The sequence below is a fragment of the Gordonia jacobaea genome, from assembly GCF_001186365.1.
Classification (GTDB): domain Bacteria; phylum Actinomycetota; class Actinomycetes; order Mycobacteriales; family Mycobacteriaceae; genus Gordonia; species Gordonia jacobaea.
This window is the reverse complement of record NZ_LDTZ01000013.1, coordinates 13,720-30,643: the sequence shown is the minus strand read 5'-3', so window position 1 is coordinate 30,643 and position 16,924 is coordinate 13,720. Positions and strand designations below refer to the sequence as shown.

The following is a 16,924-nucleotide window of genomic DNA, read 5'->3' as shown; positions in this document are numbered from 1 at the left end:
TAGCGACAGGCCACGAGAGCCAGCTCAGTCGAACTGCGGATCCTCATTGCGGCTGCGCTTGAGCTCGAAGAAGTGCGGGTACGACGCGAGGGCGACAGCGCCGTCCCAGACGGTTCCCGCCGTCTCACCGCGCGGTATCCGGGACAGGACAGGACCGAAGAACGCGACCCCGTTGACGTGGATGGTCGGCGTCCCGACATCGTCGCCCACCTTGTCCATGCCCTCGTGATGGCTGGTGCGAATCCACTCGTCGTACTCGGTGGAGTCCGCGGCCTTCGCGAGCTCGGGATCGAGGCCCAGTTCATCGAGCGTCTCGGCGATCACGACGTCGAAATCCTTGTTGCCCTGGTTGTGGATTCGGGTGCCCATGGCCGTGTAGATCGGCGCAAGGATGTCGTCGCCCTTCGCCGCAACTGCCGCGGCTATCACGCGGACCGGCCGCCAGGCGTTCTTGAGCGCTTCGCGGTAGTCGTCGGGGATGTCGCGGCCCTCGTTGAGGACGGCGAGGCTCATCAGGTGGAAGTTCACGTCGACGTCGCGCACCTTCTCCACCTCGAGAATCCACCGCGAGGTGATCCAGCACCACGGGCACAGTGGGTCGAACCAGAAATCAATACGATCCTTTTGCGACATCTGCAAACATTCCCTTCGACATGGCCGACGCGTATCGGTCGTTCACACCCGACAGGTCATTGAATAACCATCAGGTCTTTGAACCAGCAGCACTTTCAACCAACGACCATCCGCAACGATTCCACGCCGACGTTACGCGGCTAAGCTGGCGATTGTGACTGCCCCGAATCTGACCCGAGACCAGGCGCGAGAACGCGCCACCACCATCGACGTATCCCACTACGACGTAGAACTCGACCTCACCGACGGCAGCGGCAAGCCCGGAGAGAAGACGTTCCGCTCGACGAGCACCGTCACCTTCACCGCAACACCCGGCTCACAGACCTTCATCGATCTGGTTGCACCGACGCTCATCTCGGCGACGCTCAACGGAAAAGAACTCGACGTCAGCGGATTCGACGAATCGGTGGGACTGACACTCCCCGATCTCGCCGCCGACAATGAGCTCGTCGTCGTCGCCGACTGCGCCTACTCGCACACCGGTGAGGGACTGCACCGTTTCGTCGATCCCACCGACGATTCCGTCTACCTCTACTCGCAGTTCGAGACCGCAGACGCCAAGCGGATGTTCGCCTGCTTCGATCAACCCGATCTCAAGGCGACCTACACGATCACCGTGACCGCTCCCGAGGACTGGAAAGTCATCTCGAACGCGCTGACCGAGTCGATCGACGGCGGAGTGCACCGATTCGCGCAAACCCCTGTGATGAGCACCTACCTGGTCGCGTTGATCGCAGGGCCGTACGCGGAGTGGACAGACACTTACACCGACGACCACGGTTCGATCCCACTGGGAATCTACTGCAGGGCGTCCCTCGCCGAGTTCATGGACGAGGAGCGACTGTTCACCGAGACCAAGCAGGGATTCTCCTTCTACCACAAGAACTTTGGCATCCCCTACGCCTTCGGCAAGTACGACCAGCTCTTCGTGCCCGAGTTCAACGCGGGCGCAATGGAGAACGCGGGTGCCGTCACCTTCCTCGAGGATTACGTCTTCCGGTCGCGCGTGACGAACTACAACTACGAGCGGCGAGCCGAGACCGTCCTGCACGAGATGGCACATATGTGGTTCGGCGACCTGGTCACCATGAAGTGGTGGGACGACCTGTGGCTCAACGAATCCTTCGCCACATTCGCATCGGTGCTGTGCCAGTCGGAGGCAACCGAGTACACCAGCGCATGGACGACGTTCGCCAACGTCGAGAAGTCGTGGGCCTATCGCCAGGATCAGTTGCCCTCGACGCATCCGGTTGCCGCCGACATCCCCGACATCGCCGCCGTCGAGGTCAACTTCGACGGCATCACCTATGCCAAGGGCGCATCCGTGCTCAAGCAGTTGGTCGCCTATGTCGGAGTCGACGACTTCCTCGCGGGTCTACGCGACTACTTCACCTCACATAAGTTCGGCAATGCGACGTTCTCGGATCTGCTTGCCGCGCTGGAGAAGTCGTCGGGTCGCGATCTGTCCGACTGGGGTAGCCAGTGGCTCAAGACCACCGGCATCAACGTCATCCGCCCCGACTTCGAGGTCGACGACTCGGGCGCGTTCACCCGCTTCGCCATCGTCCAGGACGGCGCTGCTCCCGGCGCAGGCGAGACACGCGTGCACCGCATGCGCGTCGGCATCTACGACGACAACGCATCCGGAGCTCTCGAGCGCGTCCAGAGTGTCGAACTCGACGTCGAGGGCTCGGTCACCGAGGTCGCCGACCTCGTCGGCGTCCCGCGCGGAAAACTGATCCTGCTCAACGACGACGACCTCACCTACGCATCGGTGCGCCTCGACCCCGAATCGCTCGAGACCGCCACCGCACGCATCGGCGACATCACCGACTCGATGCCGCGCACGCTGGTGTGGTCGGCCGCGTGGGAGATGACCCGCCAGGCGGAGATGAAGGCGCGCGACTTTGTCGCGCTCGTCGAGCACGGCATCGCCGCCGAGACCGAAATCGGTGTGGTGCAGCGTGTTCTGCTGCAGGCGACAACCGCGATCGAGTCGTACGCCGACCCGGAGTGGGCCACAACCGTCGGCTGGCCGCGTTTCAGCTCCCGACTCCTCGAACTCGCCCGCGCGGCCGAGTCGGGCTCCGACCATCAGCTCGCGTTCGTCAACACCCTGCTCTCCGGAAAGCTGTTCGACGAACAGATCGCGGTGGTCCGAGCGCTCCTCGACGGCGACGATCCCGCCGACCACGGTCTCGCCGGCCTGACCATCGACACCGATCTGCGCTGGAAGCTGGTGCTCGCGCTGGCTACTGCGGGCGCCATCGACAGCGACCCGTCGAATACACCTGTCATCGACGCGGAGGCCAAGCGCGACAACACCTCTGCGGGTACGCGTCAGGCTGCCACCGCGCGAGCCGCACGTCCGCTTGCGGAGGCGAAGGCCGACGCGTGGTCGCAGGCGATCGACGACGACACGCTCTCCAACATCTACACGCGAGCCGTCGTGGCAGGTTTCGACCGTCCGGGCCAGGCGGAGTTGTTGTCGCCGTACGTCGACAAGTACTTCGCCGCGGTTCCGGAGATCTGGAGCCGTCGATCGAGCGAGGTGGCGCAGACCGTCGTCAACGGTCTGTATCCGTCGTGGGAGATCACTCCCGAGGCGCTGGCGAAGGCCGACGAGTTCCTCTCCAACGATCACCCGACAGCACTCAAGCGGTTGATCATCGAGGGTCGCGCCGGTGTCGAGCGCTCGCTTCGCGCGCGAGGTTTCGACGCCGAGTGACAGTTCACAACCGAGTGACAGGTCACCTCGTCCAGGTGTAGCGAATCTGGGGTCGGCCCGCCCCGCCGTACTCGGTGACCCTGCGCACCGTGCCGGCGTCGGCGAGCCGCTCCAGGTATCGCCACGCGGTGACTCGCGAACTGCCCACCTGCGCAGCGACTTCCGATGCGGTCAGCCCGTCGGGCGCATCGCGGACCGCCCTTCCGACGGCGTCGGTGGTGTCCGGTGCCATGCCCTTGGGCGCGCCGCGTCGGGGGTCGGCGGTGCGCAGCGCGGCAAGCGCACGGTCGACGTCTCGCTGGCTGACGGCGTCGCCGTCGCCCGCGACGGTTTCGCGGTAGCGCAGGTAGTGCTCGATCTTTTCGGCGAAAGCCGCGTACGAGAACGGTTTGAGCAGATAAAGCAGCGCGCCGTGCGCCACCGCTCGGCGAACTGTCGGCAGATCGCGTGCAGCCGTGATGGCGATGATGTCGGGATCGGGCCGAAGTCCCGACAGCGCGGACGCGAGGTCGATACCGCTCGCGTCCGGCAGGCCCAGATCGAGCAGCACGAGTTCGACAGGTGCCCCCGCCGCCACGGCCGCGTTCGCCGCGCGGTGCGCATCCTGCGCGGTGCCCGCCGTCGCCACCACCTCGAACCCGCCGATGCGGGCGAGGTAGTCGCGGTGCGCTTGCACGAGTAGCGGCTCGTCGTCGACGATCATCACGCGTATCACGATGGCTATTCTCCGCTCGGGATCTCGACAGTGACGACCGAGCCGTATGTGTGCTCGGATCGCAGGGTGCCGCCGTGTCGGTTGACCACGTGACTCACCAGGGCAAGGCCGAGTCCCCTGCCCTGCGCATCGCCACCGGACTTCGTCGAATATCCTCTGCTGCACGCTCTTTCAAATTCATCATCGGTCATACCCGGACCACTGTCGGCGACGACGATCCGTAGGAATCCGTCCGCCGATGCCACTGTGACCTCCACCCACGGGTCATCCGGATCGCAGGCGTCCAACGCGTTGTCGATCAGGTTTCCGACGATGGTGATCATCTCGTCGGTGGTCAACGGAGAGGTCTCGACCGAGTCCAGAGCGGACTCCTCCGTCAACGTCATCGAGATCCCGCGTTCTGCTGCCTGGGCCGACTTGCCGAGCAACAACGCGCTGAGGGTGGGATCGCTGATCGTGTCCGAGACGCGATCGACCAGTCGCTGCGAGAGGGCGAGATCGGCGGTGGCGAGATCGGCGGCGCGCTCCGAGTGGCCGGTCTCGATCAGCGCGACCATCGTGTGCAACCGGTTGGCCGACTCGTGCGCCTGCGACCGGAGCGCTTCGGCGAAGCGCGAGAGTGAATCCAATTCGCCTATGGCAGCCGACAATTCGGTCCTGTCCCGGATCGTGACGACGGTCGAACCAGGTCGCGTCGACACGGGGGCCCGATTGACCACGAGCACCCGGCCCTGATCGACGTACAGCACGTCGGTGAGAGGCTCTGTGCCGAGCAGGAATTCGGGCATCTCGTCGAGTTCAGCGACATCACCGCCACGATCGCCTGCGAGCAACCGACGCGCCTCGTCGTTGCACAAAGCGATCGTGCCGTCGTCGATCACCACGAGCCCCTCCTTGACCGAATGGAGCACCGCGTCGTGATGGTCGTACATGACGCGTAGTTCTCCCGGCGCCAGACCACCTGTGAGCCGCAACAGCCGCCGTCGGATGAGCCAGAGCCCGCCGAGGGCGGCGACGATCGCCACCAGACCGATCGACGCGATCAACGGCAGTTGGTCCAGCCACTCGTCGGTGAGCGTGGCCTGCGTGATCCCGACAGCAACCATCCCGACGATCACGCCCTCGTCGTTGCGTACCGGTGCGATCGAACGGATCGATGGGCCTAGCGTCCCGGTATAGGTCTCGGTGTAGACCTCCCCACGAAGCGCCTGGCTGGTGGAACCCAGGTAGCGCTGCCCGATGAGCGCGGGCCTGGTGTGCGTATAGCGCACACCCTCTGTGTTCATGATCGTGATGAACGACAGCCCGGTGACCGAGCGGATCTCCTCCGTCACCGGCTGCAGGCTCGCGGTCGGGTCGGGAGACGCCAGCGCGCGGGCCGTCGACGGTGCGTCGGCAATGCTCACCGCCACAGAAGTGACCTGTTCACGCGCGGCGCGCACCCCGTCGAGCCGGGCATCGAGCAGGGCGAGGGCCGCCGCCGCCACCACGATCACGACGACGACAGCCAACTGCAGCGCCACAGCCTGACCGGCGAGTGTCCGGGGACGCCACTGCAGCATGTCCGCACCATCCTTCCGCGACCGCCCATACGGCAATCGCCATCGAGTTCACCACGGTGATCGCCTGAACGAAATGAACTCAATGGTGACCCACATCACGGTGTTGCCCAACAATCTTCCACAGCGGGTGCGCTTCGAAGACGTCGACCTGCATCACAGGAAGGACAGCACGATGAATCTGAGACGACGACACCCAGACGGCGCGGTGGCGACCGACGAGATGCCGGCAACGCCCCCCAAGAAGCGCGACAAGACGCATTGGCTGTACGTGGCGGTCATCGTCGCTGTCGTCGGAGGCGTGGCGGTAGGCATCATCGCTCCCGGTGTCGGCAAAGACCTCGGGGTACTCGGCACCATGTTCGTCAGCCTCATCAAGATGATGATCGCGCCGGTCATCTTCTGCACCATCGTGCTCGGCATCGGCTCGGTCAGAAAGGCCGCGACGGTCGGCAAGGTCGGCGGACTCGCCTTCGTCTACTTCCTGGTGATGTCGACCATCGCACTCGCGATCGGGCTCGTCGTCGGAAACCTGATCAAGCCCGGCGACGGCCTCAACATCACGGCGACCGCGGACAAGGGTTCGGCATTGGCCGACAAGGCCCACGAATCCGGCGGACTCATGGCATTCATCCAGGGGATCATCCCGGAGTCACTCCTGTCGGCGCTCACCTCGGGCAACGTCTTGCAGGCACTGTTCGTCGCGCTTCTCGTCGGCTTCGCACTGCAGGCCATGGGGCCCAGCGGTGAACCGATCCTCGCGGCTGTCGCCTACATCCAGAAGCTCGTGTTCAAGATCCTCAGCATGATCCTGTGGCTCGCCCCGATCGGTGCATTCGGCGCGATCGCCAACGTTGTGGGCCAGACCGGCTGGGCCGCGGTCGGACAGCTGATGATCCTGATGATCGCGTTCTACGTGACATGCGTCGTGTTCGTCTTCGGCGTCCTCGGAGTGATCCTGCGGTCGGTCGCAGGCGTCTCGATCTTCCGACTCGTCCGCTACCTTGCCCGCGAGTATCTGTTGATCTTTGCCACCTCGTCCTCCGAATCGGCGCTGCCTCGACTGATCGCCAAGATGGAGCACCTCGGTGTCGACAAGTCCACCGTCGGTGTCGTGGTTCCGACCGGCTACTCCTTCAATCTCGACGGAACAGCCATCTACCTGACGATGGCGTCGATCTTCATCGCAGATGCCATGGGTGCACCGCTCTCGATCGGAGCACAGATCAGCCTGCTGGTCTTCATGATCATCGCCTCGAAGGGTGCCGCAGGCGTCAGCGGTGCCGGACTGGCAACTCTCGCCGGCGGCCTGCAGGCCCACCAACCGGCCATGCTGGACGGAGTCGGACTGATCGTGGGCATCGACCGCTTCATGTCCGAGGCTCGCGCGGTCACCAACTTCTCGGGCAACGCGGTCGCGACAATTCTCGTCGGATCGTGGACAGGGACCATCGACAAGAATCGGGTCGACGACGTGCTGTCCGGCCGCGATCCGTTCGACGAGAACGACATGGTCGACGACCATCTGGGAAGCTCCCCCACGCGACCCGATGCGACGAATGAGGACGCGACCACCGCCGTACCGGCTGAGAAGGTCTCCACGGAGAAGGCACCGGCCACCAGAGATCTGGTCGCACAGTAGGAACCGCAGCAACAACATACGAGAATGGCCCGGGATTGCTCCCGGGCCATTCTCGTTGGTTATTCGGTGCGGCTGAAGTTCTTCGGGCCGCTGAAGTTCTTCGGTGCTGCAGCTCAGATGGGTGCTGCTGCGGTCGCCATCACGTGCAGCGCGGAGATGAGTCCGTCGATGAGCTCGTTCTGCCGGAAGCTGCCGATCGCGGCGGTCACGCCCAGGTCGGCGACGCGATCGTTGACGCGGTCGGCGACCTCACTGCCCGACACCACCACGACGTCGTGCGTGTTGGGCGAGACCGCGAGCAGCGCGCCGTACGCGGGCTCGGGGGCTGCCTTGAGCAGCACGTTGCGCGCATCGGCCACCGGGTCGGTTCCGAGCTCTCCGATGTACACGGAGAAGCGCACAAGCGCCTTCTCGGTTGCGGCGTGGATCGCGTCGTCGAGTGCGATCAGTTCGTCGCGCGAGAACGGAGGGGTCGTCGCGGTCTGACCGGGAAAGCGGGTGGACGAAACGCGCCCGCTGTTGGTGATGACCGTGCCGACGGGCAGCGCGGGGGCCGCGATGACCTCTGACGTTCCTTCGGAGCTTGTCGTCTGCGAAATCTCACCACTTGGCACTGGCCGAGCCTCCATCCACATCGTTCGGTTCCGCGTGACGCGGCAACGCAATAGATTCGATCTCCGTTGCGGAGAAGAGCAGCGGTCCGCGGTCCCACTTCTGGTCGAGCGTGTATTCCTGCTGCTCGGGATACTTGACGCCACTCGAGAATGCCATCGAGACCACGCACGCCAGGGCGAAGATAACCACCAGGACCGTGACCGGCACTCCGATGTAGGCGATCCAGTTGTCCATGAGACCCTTCCGATCGATAAACCCTCTTGCGCACGGCCGGTGAGCGCGCGATGCACGCTCACGCCGCACAGGTCGTGTGATCAATTTAGCCCACACCACAGCCGTTCGGGCACCGACCCCTACGGTCTGTCGTAGACGCGTGCAGAGTGCTGTCGTAGCCGCCTTCTCACAGCAATGTTGAGACCACAGCGCACGGTGGGGACAATGGGTCGGGTGAGCGGCAACATCCCTGCCGGCGGCCAGCCGGCGAACACCCAGGTTCATCGTTCGTTCTACGACGAGGTCGGTGGCCATGAGACCTTCGAGAAGCTGACCAGCGTCTTCTATCGAGAGGTCGCCGCCGACGAGATCCTTCGGCCGATGTACCCCGAGGAAGACCTCGGGCCGGCCGAGCGTCGACTCCGCATGTTCCTCGAGCAGTACTGGGGAGGCCCGCGAACCTACTCCGAAGAACGGGGCCACCCCCGCCTGCGCATGCGCCATCAGCCGTTCACCATCGGTCCGATCGAGCGCGACGCCTGGCTGCGCTGCATGCACACCGCGATCGCGTCGATCGACGACGACACCCTCGACCCACCACACCGCCAGGCGCTCGTCGACTACATGGAGATGGCCGCCCAGTCGATGGTCAATTCACCCTTCTGATCTGCCCGGCACCAATCCGACAGATCGGACACGACGCGCCGATGCCACCTGGTCTTCTACCGGAAAACACAGGTAGGGCAGAATTGTCGCGGTGAGCGACGAGACACCGGACGACCTCAACGACGACGCGTCGGGCGTCGACGACCAGCACGCCACCGAGGCGGACGGCGTCCATGAGGCAGACGGGGTCATCGAAGCAGACGGCGTTATCGAAGCAGAAGGGGTCGACGAAGCAGACGGGTTCGCCGCAGTTGCAACCCAGCTCGACCCAGCCGACGACACCTGGTGGCGTTCGGCGATCTTCTATCAGATCTATCCCCGGTCGTTCTCCGACCTCGACGGCGACGGCATCGGCGACCTCGCAGGCGTCATCGACAAGCTCGGCTACCTCGAACTCCTCGGCGTCGACGCGTTGTGGTTGAGCCCGATCATGCGCTCCCCCATGGCAGATCACGGGTACGACGTCTCGGATCCACGCGACATCGATCCGCTCTTCGGTGATCTCGCGACCTTCGACGAGCTGATCGCCGAGGCGCACGACCGCGAGATCCGAGTGACGATGGATCTCGTCCCCAACCACACCAGCGACCAGCACCAATGGTTCATCGACGCGCTGGCGGCCGGCCCGGGCAGTCCCGAACGTGCGCGGTACATCTTCCGTGACGGGCGAGGAGAGAACGGCGACGAACCGCCGAACAACTGGGTCAGCATCTTCGGCGGCCCCGCGTGGGACCGCGTCACCGAAGCCGACGGCACACCCGGCCAGTGGTACCTGCACATCTTCGCGCGCGAACAACCGGATCTGAACTGGGAGAACCCCGAGGTGTTCGACGACCTCGAGCAGACGTTGCGCTTCTGGCTCGACCGCGGCGTCGACGGCTTCCGCATCGACGTCGCACACGGTATGGCCAAACCCGCCGACCTTCCCGACATGGACGTCGAGGCCGCAGGACTCCTGGTCAACCGCGACGACGACCCCAGGTTCAACAACTACGCGGTGCACGACATCCACCGAAAGATCCGCGCTGTCATCGACGACTACCCCGGCGCCGCGAACGTCGGTGAGATCTGGGTCGACGACAACGAGCGATTCGCGGAGTACCTGCGCCCGGACGAACTGCATCTGGGTTTCAACTTCAGACTCGCCAAAGCGCCGTTCGACGCCGACTCCATCCGCGACGCCATCGAGAACTCGCTCGACGCGGTGCAGAGCGTTGGCGGAACACCCACCTGGACGTTGTCGAATCACGACGTCGACCGCGAAGTGACGCGCTACGGTTCCGCCGTCGTGACGTCCGACAGCGAGACTCCCGACACCGACACCGTCGACAGCGACACCCCCGATAGCGAGACTCCCGACACCGAGGCTCAAGACACCGAGACTTCGGCCGGCGAGACACTCGACGACGAGACTCCCGACGCCGAGACTTCGGCCGGCGAGACACTCGACGCCGAGACTCCGGACACCGAGACTCAAGACAGCGGGACAGAAGACGTCGAGACAGAACGAGCCGAGCAGACGCCCCACGTCGACGTCGAGCTGGGGACTGCACGGGCGCGGGCGATGGCGCTCGTCGAGTTCGCGCTCCCCGGTTCGATATTCATCTACAACGGCGCAGAACTCGGCGTCCCCAATGCCGACCTTCCCGACGACGCTCTGCAGGATCCGGTGTGGGAACGCTCCGGGCACACCGAACGCGGGCGGGACGCATCCCGGGTACCCCTGCCGTGGGAAGGCTCCGAGCCGCCGTTCGGTTTCTCGACGAACCCGCAAACGTGGCTTCCGATTCCGGAATCGTGGGCGGAGTACACCGTCGAGGCCGAGCTCGAAGACATGAACTCGACGCTGTCGCTGTACCGCACGGCCATCGAATTGCGTTATGAGCGTGACGAATTCGCAGGCGATGGCATCGAATGGTACGGCGCACCCACGGGATGCCTGGCATTCCGACGCTCCGAGGGACACCTGGTGTGCGCGCTGAACACGACGAGCGAACCGGTCGGGCTACCCCCGGGAGACCTGATCCTGACGAGCGCACCACTCGTCGACGGCATGTTGGCACCCAACGCCGCCGCATGGCTCGTCTGAGGGCCGCTAGATAACCGTGACGTCGAGGTCGCGGTGCCTGCGCTGGTACACCGAACCGTAGCGCGCGTCGATCCGAATCCACGCTGCCGAAATACGCACGCGTACAGGCTCGGTGGCGCCTATGGCGTCGATCGGCGACGTCTCGGTCACCTCGTGGCCGTCGGCATCGCGCACGAAACCCATTGCGGTGAGCGCGAACAACGATCGCAGTGAGACCGTGGCGTTCAGTGCCCCGTCGGCGGACGAGACGTCGAGTACGCCTTGGTCGAGGAGGCCGGTAGCGGGCCCGAAGTTGCTGCCCTCCTCGCGGGCAAGGCGCGCTCCCTCGCGCGTCAACTCGACGACCGTCCGCGCGGGGACATCGTCGAGGTGCCGGTAGCCGCTGCGCAGCGGCAGCGCACCACGCCACGCGGAGTCGAGTGACATTCCCGGCTCGACCGGCACACCCGCCGTACCGTCGCTCAGCCGACTGCGGAGTGTGTCGGCGTCGACGACGATGTCCGACGGTGCCACGCTGCCGAAGATCGACCTCGTGACCAGTACGTCGAAACCGGTATGGGCCCACAGCGCGAGTAGCCCATCGGACCGTTGCACCACTCTGATCACCGCGGCCTCGTCGAGGCGTATGGCGCGCGACAGGAAGGCCAATGCGTCCCCGCGGTCGTCGGGACTTCCCGCGACGACGAACCGCTCGGGCAGCTCCGTCACGCGCCGGTGCCCGACGTGCGGCGAAAACTCTCCAGGTACTCGCGCTCGTCCGGGGTGAGTCGTCGCAGCCGCTGAGCGTCGACGTCGAAGGCGACGAGTTGGGTGGTCGCGGTGACAGCGGGTTTGTCGGTGGGCGACGCGGCGTCTGGACGCACCTCGTATCCGACGACGAAGTCGACGGCACGTACCTTCTCCACGAACATGGTCACGACGATCGGCCCCTCGTCGTGCCGAACCTGTTGGCGGTATTTGACGTGCAGGTCCGCGACGACACAACCCCGACGCAGGTCTGCGGTGGGTCGCCCGTCGTAGAAGAGCCAGGGAATCCGAGCCTCTTCGATGAGTGTCACCATGCGCGCGTGGTTGATGTGCGCGAACACATCCATGTCCGACCAGCGGACGGGAACCTTGACCACGTAACCGGCGTCGGTCCTGACTCCCTCGTCCTCGTAGAGCACGACTGTCCTTTCGTTCGCGACACCTCCCCGTGAAGAGGGCCGATGGTCGTCAACTGAAGAGGTTCGTCACCTGATGAGGCTGCGCAACTGCCGCGCGGCAACCGACAGCGTCGCGAGGTCGAGTTCGGGACCCTGCTCGATGTCGGCGAGCATCGTGCGGACCCGCGACAGCCGCGACGAATGCGACGACTCCCACTCGGAGATCTTCTCCGCCGCGCTCTCGTCGGGTTCGCTGCTCTGCAGGATCGTCAGCGTGAGGGCGCGCAGCGCGCCGTGCATGTCGTCGCGAAGAGCCAAGCGCGCCAACGCATGCCAGCGGTCACCGTATTCGAGGGTGGAGACCGCGGTGAGCAGTTCCTCGAGTCCGAAGTGCTCCATGATCGCGAAGTACAGTTCGCCGACCTCGACGGGATCGCGGTCGGCGATCTCCGCGGCGTCGACGATGTCGAGCAGGCAGAACCGGTGGAGGCTGATCGCGACGTCGTGGGCGAGGTCGGTCTCCACACCGAGCGCGCGGTAGTGCTCGACGCGCCGCTCGACGTCGGCGGCCGACTGCGCACCGAACCAACTGTCGATCAGTGCGGTGAGCTCAGCCACCTGCTCGGTGTAACGGGTGATCTCCGCCGCCATGGCGAGCGGCTGCGGACGAAACGCCAGCAGCCATCTCGACGCCCGGAACAGCAGCCGCCGCTCGTAGAGCATCATCTCGTCGATGGCCTCCACCGGAGCGTCGGCATGCAGGATGCGCGCGAAGAGGTCCGACAGACCGAAGACCCTGTCGGCCACCACGTAGGCCCGCACGGCCTCCTCGGTTGTCGAGCCCGTCGATTCTCCTAGCCGGAACAGGTGCGTGATGCCCGCCCGGTCGACGACCTCGTTGACGAGGACGGTGGTGACGATCTCGCGATGCAGTCGGTGCGCGCGTATCCCGTCCGCGAATCGTTCGCGCAGCGGAAGCGGGAAGTACTCGGCGAGCAGACCCTCGAACACATCGTTCTCGGGCAGGTCACCTCCCAGGAGGTCGTCCTTGGCGATCAGCTTCACGTGCGACATCAGCGTCGCGAGTTCCGGCGAGGTGAGCCCGCGGTGTACGTCCGAATGCAGGCGTTTGATCAACTGCTGCGGTGTCGGCAATGCCTCCAGAGTCAAATCGACTCCGTGCGAGGCGATCTCGTGGAGCAGGCGTGCGTGCACATCGACGCGATCGAGCGAGTAGGCGCGACAGAAACCGAGCTCGGAGTTCTGTGACACGTTGTCGGCCAGCACCAGATCGCCGACCTCGTCGGTCATCGACTCGAGCAGTGGATCACGGTCGGCAGCCACGAGTTGCCCGGTCGAGACCGCAGAGTCGAGCAGGATCTTGATGTTGACCTCGTGGTCGGAACAATCGACGCCCGCCGAGTTGTCCATCGCGTCGGTGTTGATGCGTCCACCTGCGAGGTCGAACTCGATCCGACCGCGTTCGGTCACGCCGAGGTTGCCGCCTTCGCCGACGACCTTGGCGCGCAACTGATCTCCGTCGACGCGGATCGCGTCGTTTGCCTTGTCCCCCACCTGCGCGTCGGATTCGGAGGACGACTTGATGTACGTGCCGATGCCGCCGTTCCACAGCAGGTCGACCGGTGCGAGCAGGATCGCGTGTATCAGTTCCGGTGGCGACAACGCATCGACGCCCACCTCGAGTCCGAGTGCCGTGCGCATCTGTTCGCTGATCGGGATCGACTTGGTCTCCCTCGACCAGACGCCGCCACCCTCACTGATCAGCGCGGTGTCGTAGTCGGCCCAAGACGAGCGCGGCAACGAGAAGAGCCGTGCGCGTTCGGTATACGACGACGCGGCGTCCGGATTCGGATCGACGAACACGTGCCGGTGATCGAACGCCGCGACGAGACGAATGTGCTGCGACAACAGCATGCCGTTGCCGAACACGTCGCCGCTCATGTCGCCGATACCCGCGACGGTGAAGTCCTGCGACTGTGTGTCGACGCCCATCTCCCGGAAATGACGCTTGACCGATTCCCACGCGCCTCGCGCGGTGATGCCCATCGCCTTGTGGTCGTAGCCGGCCGAGCCACCCGAGGCGAACGCATCCCCGAGCCAGAAATCGTACTGGGCTGCAACATCATTGGCGATATCGGAGAAGGTGGCCGTGCCCTTGTCGGCAGCGACGACGAGGTAGGTGTCGTCGCCGTCTCTGCGGACCACCGACTTCGCGGGGATGACAGCACCGGTGTGTCGGTCGAGATTGTCTGTGACGTCGAGCAGGCCGGAGATGAAGTCGCGGTACCGCGCAATGCCTTCCGCGCGCGTGGCATCTCGGTCTGCTGCGGTGTCGCCTGTCGGCGCCGGCGGCCGCTTCACCACGAAACCGCCCTTGGCGCCGACGGGAACGATCACCGCGTTCTTGACGGCCTGAGCCTTGACCAGACCCAGGATCTCGGTGCGGAAGTCCTCGCGTCGATCCGACCACCGCAGCCCGCCGCGGGCAACGGCACCGAAACGCAGGTGGACCCCTTCGACACGCGGCGAGTACACGAAGATCTCGTGCAGTGGCCGCGGTTCGGGAGTTTGCGGAATCTCTCTGGGTCGCAACTTGAACGACATCACCGGTCGGTCGCCGTCGTCGTCGCGGACGTAGAAATTCGTGCGCGACGTCGCTCCGATGACGGCCGAGAACGCCGAAACGATGCGGTCGGCTTCGAGTCCGAGAACCTTGCCGATGTCGTCGCTGAGCGCGGCTGCCGCGCGGTCACGGCGCTGTTCGTCGGCGTGATCGGGGTCGAACGACGCCTCGAACAACGCCACCAGTCCCCGCGTGACATCGCGATACTCGCCGAGCGTGTGCGCAACCAGAGTGTTGCTGTAGGAGAAGCCACACTGGCGTAGGTACCGGCCATACGCGCGGAGCATCGCCGCGGAGCGCCACTCGAGACCACACCTGATGATGAGTTCGTTGTAGGCGTCGACCTCCGCACGCTGCCGCCAGATCTGGACGAACGCGTCGGTGAACCGGTCGTCGAGGTCGTCGGCCGAGTCGAGATCCAACGACATCCCATCGGCCAACGCGACACTGAATTCGTAGACGTGGCAGACCTGCCCGTCCGGCCGCACCAGACGGTACGGATGCTCGTCGACGACATCGAGGCCGAGGCTGTGAAGCACCGGCAGCACGTCGGTCAATGTGGCTGCGACGCCGCACAGATACAACGTGAACTTCCACGGTGCCCCGGGCTCGGTGGCGGTCTGCCCCAGCGTGACGGCGATTCCCCCGACGTCGAGATCGGCGACTCGGATGAGGTCGGCGACGGCGTCCGACGGTTCGCGCTGGTCCTTGTAGTCGTCGGGCAGCGCAGGAAGTAGTCGCAGCACGGCGTCCACGCCGCCGATGGGAAGTCGGGCCGACGACGCGTCGAGTCCGCCTGCCGCCTCCCGAAACCGCTCGTCCCACGTCCGAATGGCCCGTGCGAGTTCGTGCTGGATGGCGCTCTGTTCGGGAGTTCCGATGTCGAAGGACCCGCGTCGTGCAGCATCCGATTCGTCGACGCGGACCATCACCTGTAGTTGCGCGAGGGGCATCTCGCTGACCCGAGCCGAGTACTCGAGCGCCGTGCCTTGCAGTTGCTCTGAGACGACGTTCTGCAGCGCCAACCGGTTCTGCGTGTTGTATCTGTCGCGAGGTAGATAGATGAGCGCGGTCGCGGTACTGCCCTGCGGATTCACGCGGACGAACGCGCGCAGGGTTCGCGTGGCGACGGCGTCGAGCATCTCGGCGATCCGTCGGCTCAACTCGGCATCCGACGACGCGAACATCTCCACGAGCGGATAGTTCTGCAGCAGTTCGATCATCGACTGACCGGCGAACGAATCCTCGTCGACGCCTGCCCGGCGGATCACCTCGTGCACTTTGCCACGCAGTACGGGCACGTCGAGGATCGTCTGGTGCAGGCCCGAGGACGTGAAGGTGCCGAGGAAGCGATGTTCGCCCACATGCGTTCCGGCGGCGTCGAATTCGGGAATCTGGATCAGGATCGGATAGTTCGAACGCTGCACGCCCGTTTCGAGATAAACCCGCGAGACCCGCGGCAGCAGCGGCCGCTGCGTGAGCACTCCGAAGTCGCGCGCCCCGGTGAGGTCGAGGAGTGAGTCGCCTCGCCACAGACCCCGCCCGTCGGAGACCGCGCCGTCGACGCCCACCCTGCGGTAACCGAGTGGCACGAAGTGGTTACCCGCGAACCAGTCGAGTAGGCGCGAATACTCGTAGCGGTCGACCGCGGCGATACCCGACTCCGCGGTGGTCGGGGCGACGGCGCAATCGGCACCGCATGTCGACAGGCGGCCGCGCATATCCACCGCGTCGCGGTCGACGTCGGCCACACGGGCGATGACGTCGACGAGTTCGGTACGCAAGGCCTCGGTGTCGACTTCACCCTTCGCCGACATCGCGACCACGTAGATCCACGACTCGGTTGTGCGGTCTGGTCCGGCGCCGATGTCGCTGAGCGTGCCTGCCTCGTCGCGCGCCACCGCCATCACCGGGTGGTCGATGCGGCTCACGGTCAGTCCGTGCGCCTCGACAACCGTCAGCACCGCTTCGACCAGCAGTGGCATGTCGTCGTTGACGACGACGATCTCGGTTCCCGACGGTCCCGAGCTCACGTCGACCAGGCACTGCCCGGCTGATCGCGTCGACGCCAACCCGACGTGTCGACGAACGCGGTTCAGATCGGCGTCGTCGATCGCGTCGAGGTCGGTCGCGTCGGTGAGACCACCTCCCGAACCCGTCGTCGGGTGGTGCGCGTCGCCCGGAGGGTTGCTCGCGTTGAGATAGCAGCTGACCGCCGCAGGCAACAGAGCACTCTCTTGAGACAACGCACTCACCTTCACTTCAAGGAGATTGG

The 16,924-nt window shown here is 65.1% G+C and carries 12 protein-coding genes; 4 read left to right on the top strand and 8 right to left on the bottom strand.

Features of this window, described 5'->3' with window-relative positions:
* Window positions 1-24 precede the first annotated feature (24 nt).
* Window positions 25-633 carry a mycothiol-dependent nitroreductase Rv2466c family protein gene (locus ABW18_RS00195; protein ID WP_049697040.1) on the bottom strand — a complete coding sequence of 203 codons (609 nt, stop codon included), beginning with the start codon at window positions 631-633 and terminating at the stop codon, window positions 25-27.
* A 154-nt stretch (window positions 634-787) separates the two neighbouring features.
* On the opposite strand from ABW18_RS00195, the gene pepN reads away from it, so the two are divergent.
* On the top strand, window positions 788-3,361 hold the full coding sequence (gene pepN, locus ABW18_RS00190; protein WP_049697039.1) for an aminopeptidase N: 2,574 nt from the start codon (window positions 788-790) through the stop codon (window positions 3,359-3,361).
* A gap of 22 nt (window positions 3,362-3,383) precedes the next feature.
* Here pepN and ABW18_RS00185 read toward each other — a convergent pair whose 3' ends face one another.
* Entirely contained in the window at window positions 3,384-4,076 is a 693-nt protein-coding gene (locus tag ABW18_RS00185; protein ID WP_049697038.1) for a response regulator, read from the bottom strand.
* A gap of 5 nt (window positions 4,077-4,081) precedes the next feature.
* Window positions 4,082-5,638 (bottom strand): sensor histidine kinase, encoded by a 1,557-nt coding sequence (locus tag ABW18_RS00180; protein WP_387316114.1) that lies wholly within the window; start codon window positions 5,636-5,638, stop codon window positions 4,082-4,084.
* A 172-nt stretch (window positions 5,639-5,810) separates the two neighbouring features.
* Here ABW18_RS00180 and ABW18_RS00175 point away from each other — a divergent pair, with 172 nt between their 5' ends.
* On the top strand, window positions 5,811-7,277 hold the full coding sequence (locus ABW18_RS00175) for a cation:dicarboxylate symporter family transporter (protein WP_049697445.1): 1,467 nt from the start codon (window positions 5,811-5,813) through the stop codon (window positions 7,275-7,277).
* A 113-nt stretch (window positions 7,278-7,390) separates the two neighbouring features.
* Here the strand turns inward: ABW18_RS00175 and ABW18_RS00170 are convergent, their stop codons facing one another.
* Both ABW18_RS00170 and ctaJ read right to left on the bottom strand, forming a co-directional pair.
* Complete coding sequence (locus ABW18_RS00170) at window positions 7,391-7,891, bottom strand: DUF5130 domain-containing protein (RefSeq protein ID WP_049697037.1); 501 nt, start codon at window positions 7,889-7,891, stop codon at window positions 7,391-7,393.
* A complete protein-coding gene (gene ctaJ, locus ABW18_RS00165) occupies window positions 7,878-8,126 on the bottom strand; it encodes an aa3-type cytochrome oxidase subunit CtaJ (protein WP_049697036.1) in 249 nt (82 codons plus the stop codon). Before ctaJ ends, ABW18_RS00170 begins: the two co-directional genes overlap by 14 nt.
* Window positions 8,127-8,330: 204 nt before the next feature.
* Between ctaJ and ABW18_RS00160 the strand changes: the two genes are divergently transcribed.
* Both ABW18_RS00160 and ABW18_RS23065 read left to right on the top strand, forming a co-directional pair.
* On the top strand, window positions 8,331-8,771 hold the full coding sequence (locus ABW18_RS00160) for a globin (RefSeq protein WP_049697035.1): 441 nt from the start codon (window positions 8,331-8,333) through the stop codon (window positions 8,769-8,771).
* 82 nt (window positions 8,772-8,853) lie between these two features.
* Window positions 8,854-10,860: a glycoside hydrolase family 13 protein gene (locus ABW18_RS23065; RefSeq protein ID WP_387316185.1), complete on the top strand. Its 2,007-nt coding sequence runs from the start codon at window positions 8,854-8,856 to the stop codon at window positions 10,858-10,860.
* A gap of 6 nt (window positions 10,861-10,866) precedes the next feature.
* Here ABW18_RS23065 and ABW18_RS00150 read toward each other — a convergent pair whose 3' ends face one another.
* From ABW18_RS00150 to ABW18_RS00140, 3 genes are all read right to left on the bottom strand, one after another.
* Window positions 10,867-11,568, bottom strand: coding sequence for a DUF8010 domain-containing protein (locus ABW18_RS00150; protein ID WP_083444260.1), 702 nt, complete (start codon window positions 11,566-11,568; stop codon window positions 10,867-10,869).
* On the bottom strand, window positions 11,565-12,026 hold the full coding sequence (locus ABW18_RS00145; RefSeq protein WP_049697034.1) for an acyl-CoA thioesterase: 462 nt from the start codon (window positions 12,024-12,026) through the stop codon (window positions 11,565-11,567). Before ABW18_RS00145 ends, ABW18_RS00150 begins: the two co-directional genes overlap by 4 nt.
* Before the next feature lie 66 nt (window positions 12,027-12,092).
* On the bottom strand, window positions 12,093-16,904 hold the full coding sequence (locus ABW18_RS00140) for an NAD-glutamate dehydrogenase (RefSeq protein ID WP_049697442.1): 4,812 nt from the start codon (window positions 16,902-16,904) through the stop codon (window positions 12,093-12,095).
* Window positions 16,905-16,924: the final 20 nt, after the last annotated feature.

What these genes read in the sequence shown, in the direction of transcription:
- ABW18_RS00195 (WP_049697040.1), bottom strand. Translation starts at nt 633, where the DNA reads ATGTCGCAAAAGGATCGTATTGATTTCTGGTTCGACCCACTGTGCCCG.
- ABW18_RS00180 (WP_387316114.1), bottom strand. Translation starts at nt 5,638, where the DNA reads ATGCTGCAGTGGCGTCCCCGGACACTCGCCGGTCAGGCTGTGGCGCTG.
- ABW18_RS00175 (WP_049697445.1), top strand. Translation starts at nt 5,811, where the DNA reads ATGAATCTGAGACGACGACACCCAGACGGCGCGGTGGCGACCGACGAG.
- ctaJ (WP_049697036.1), bottom strand. Translation starts at nt 8,126, where the DNA reads ATGGACAACTGGATCGCCTACATCGGAGTGCCGGTCACGGTCCTGGTG.
- ABW18_RS00160 (WP_049697035.1), top strand. Translation starts at nt 8,331, where the DNA reads ATGGGTCGGGTGAGCGGCAACATCCCTGCCGGCGGCCAGCCGGCGAAC.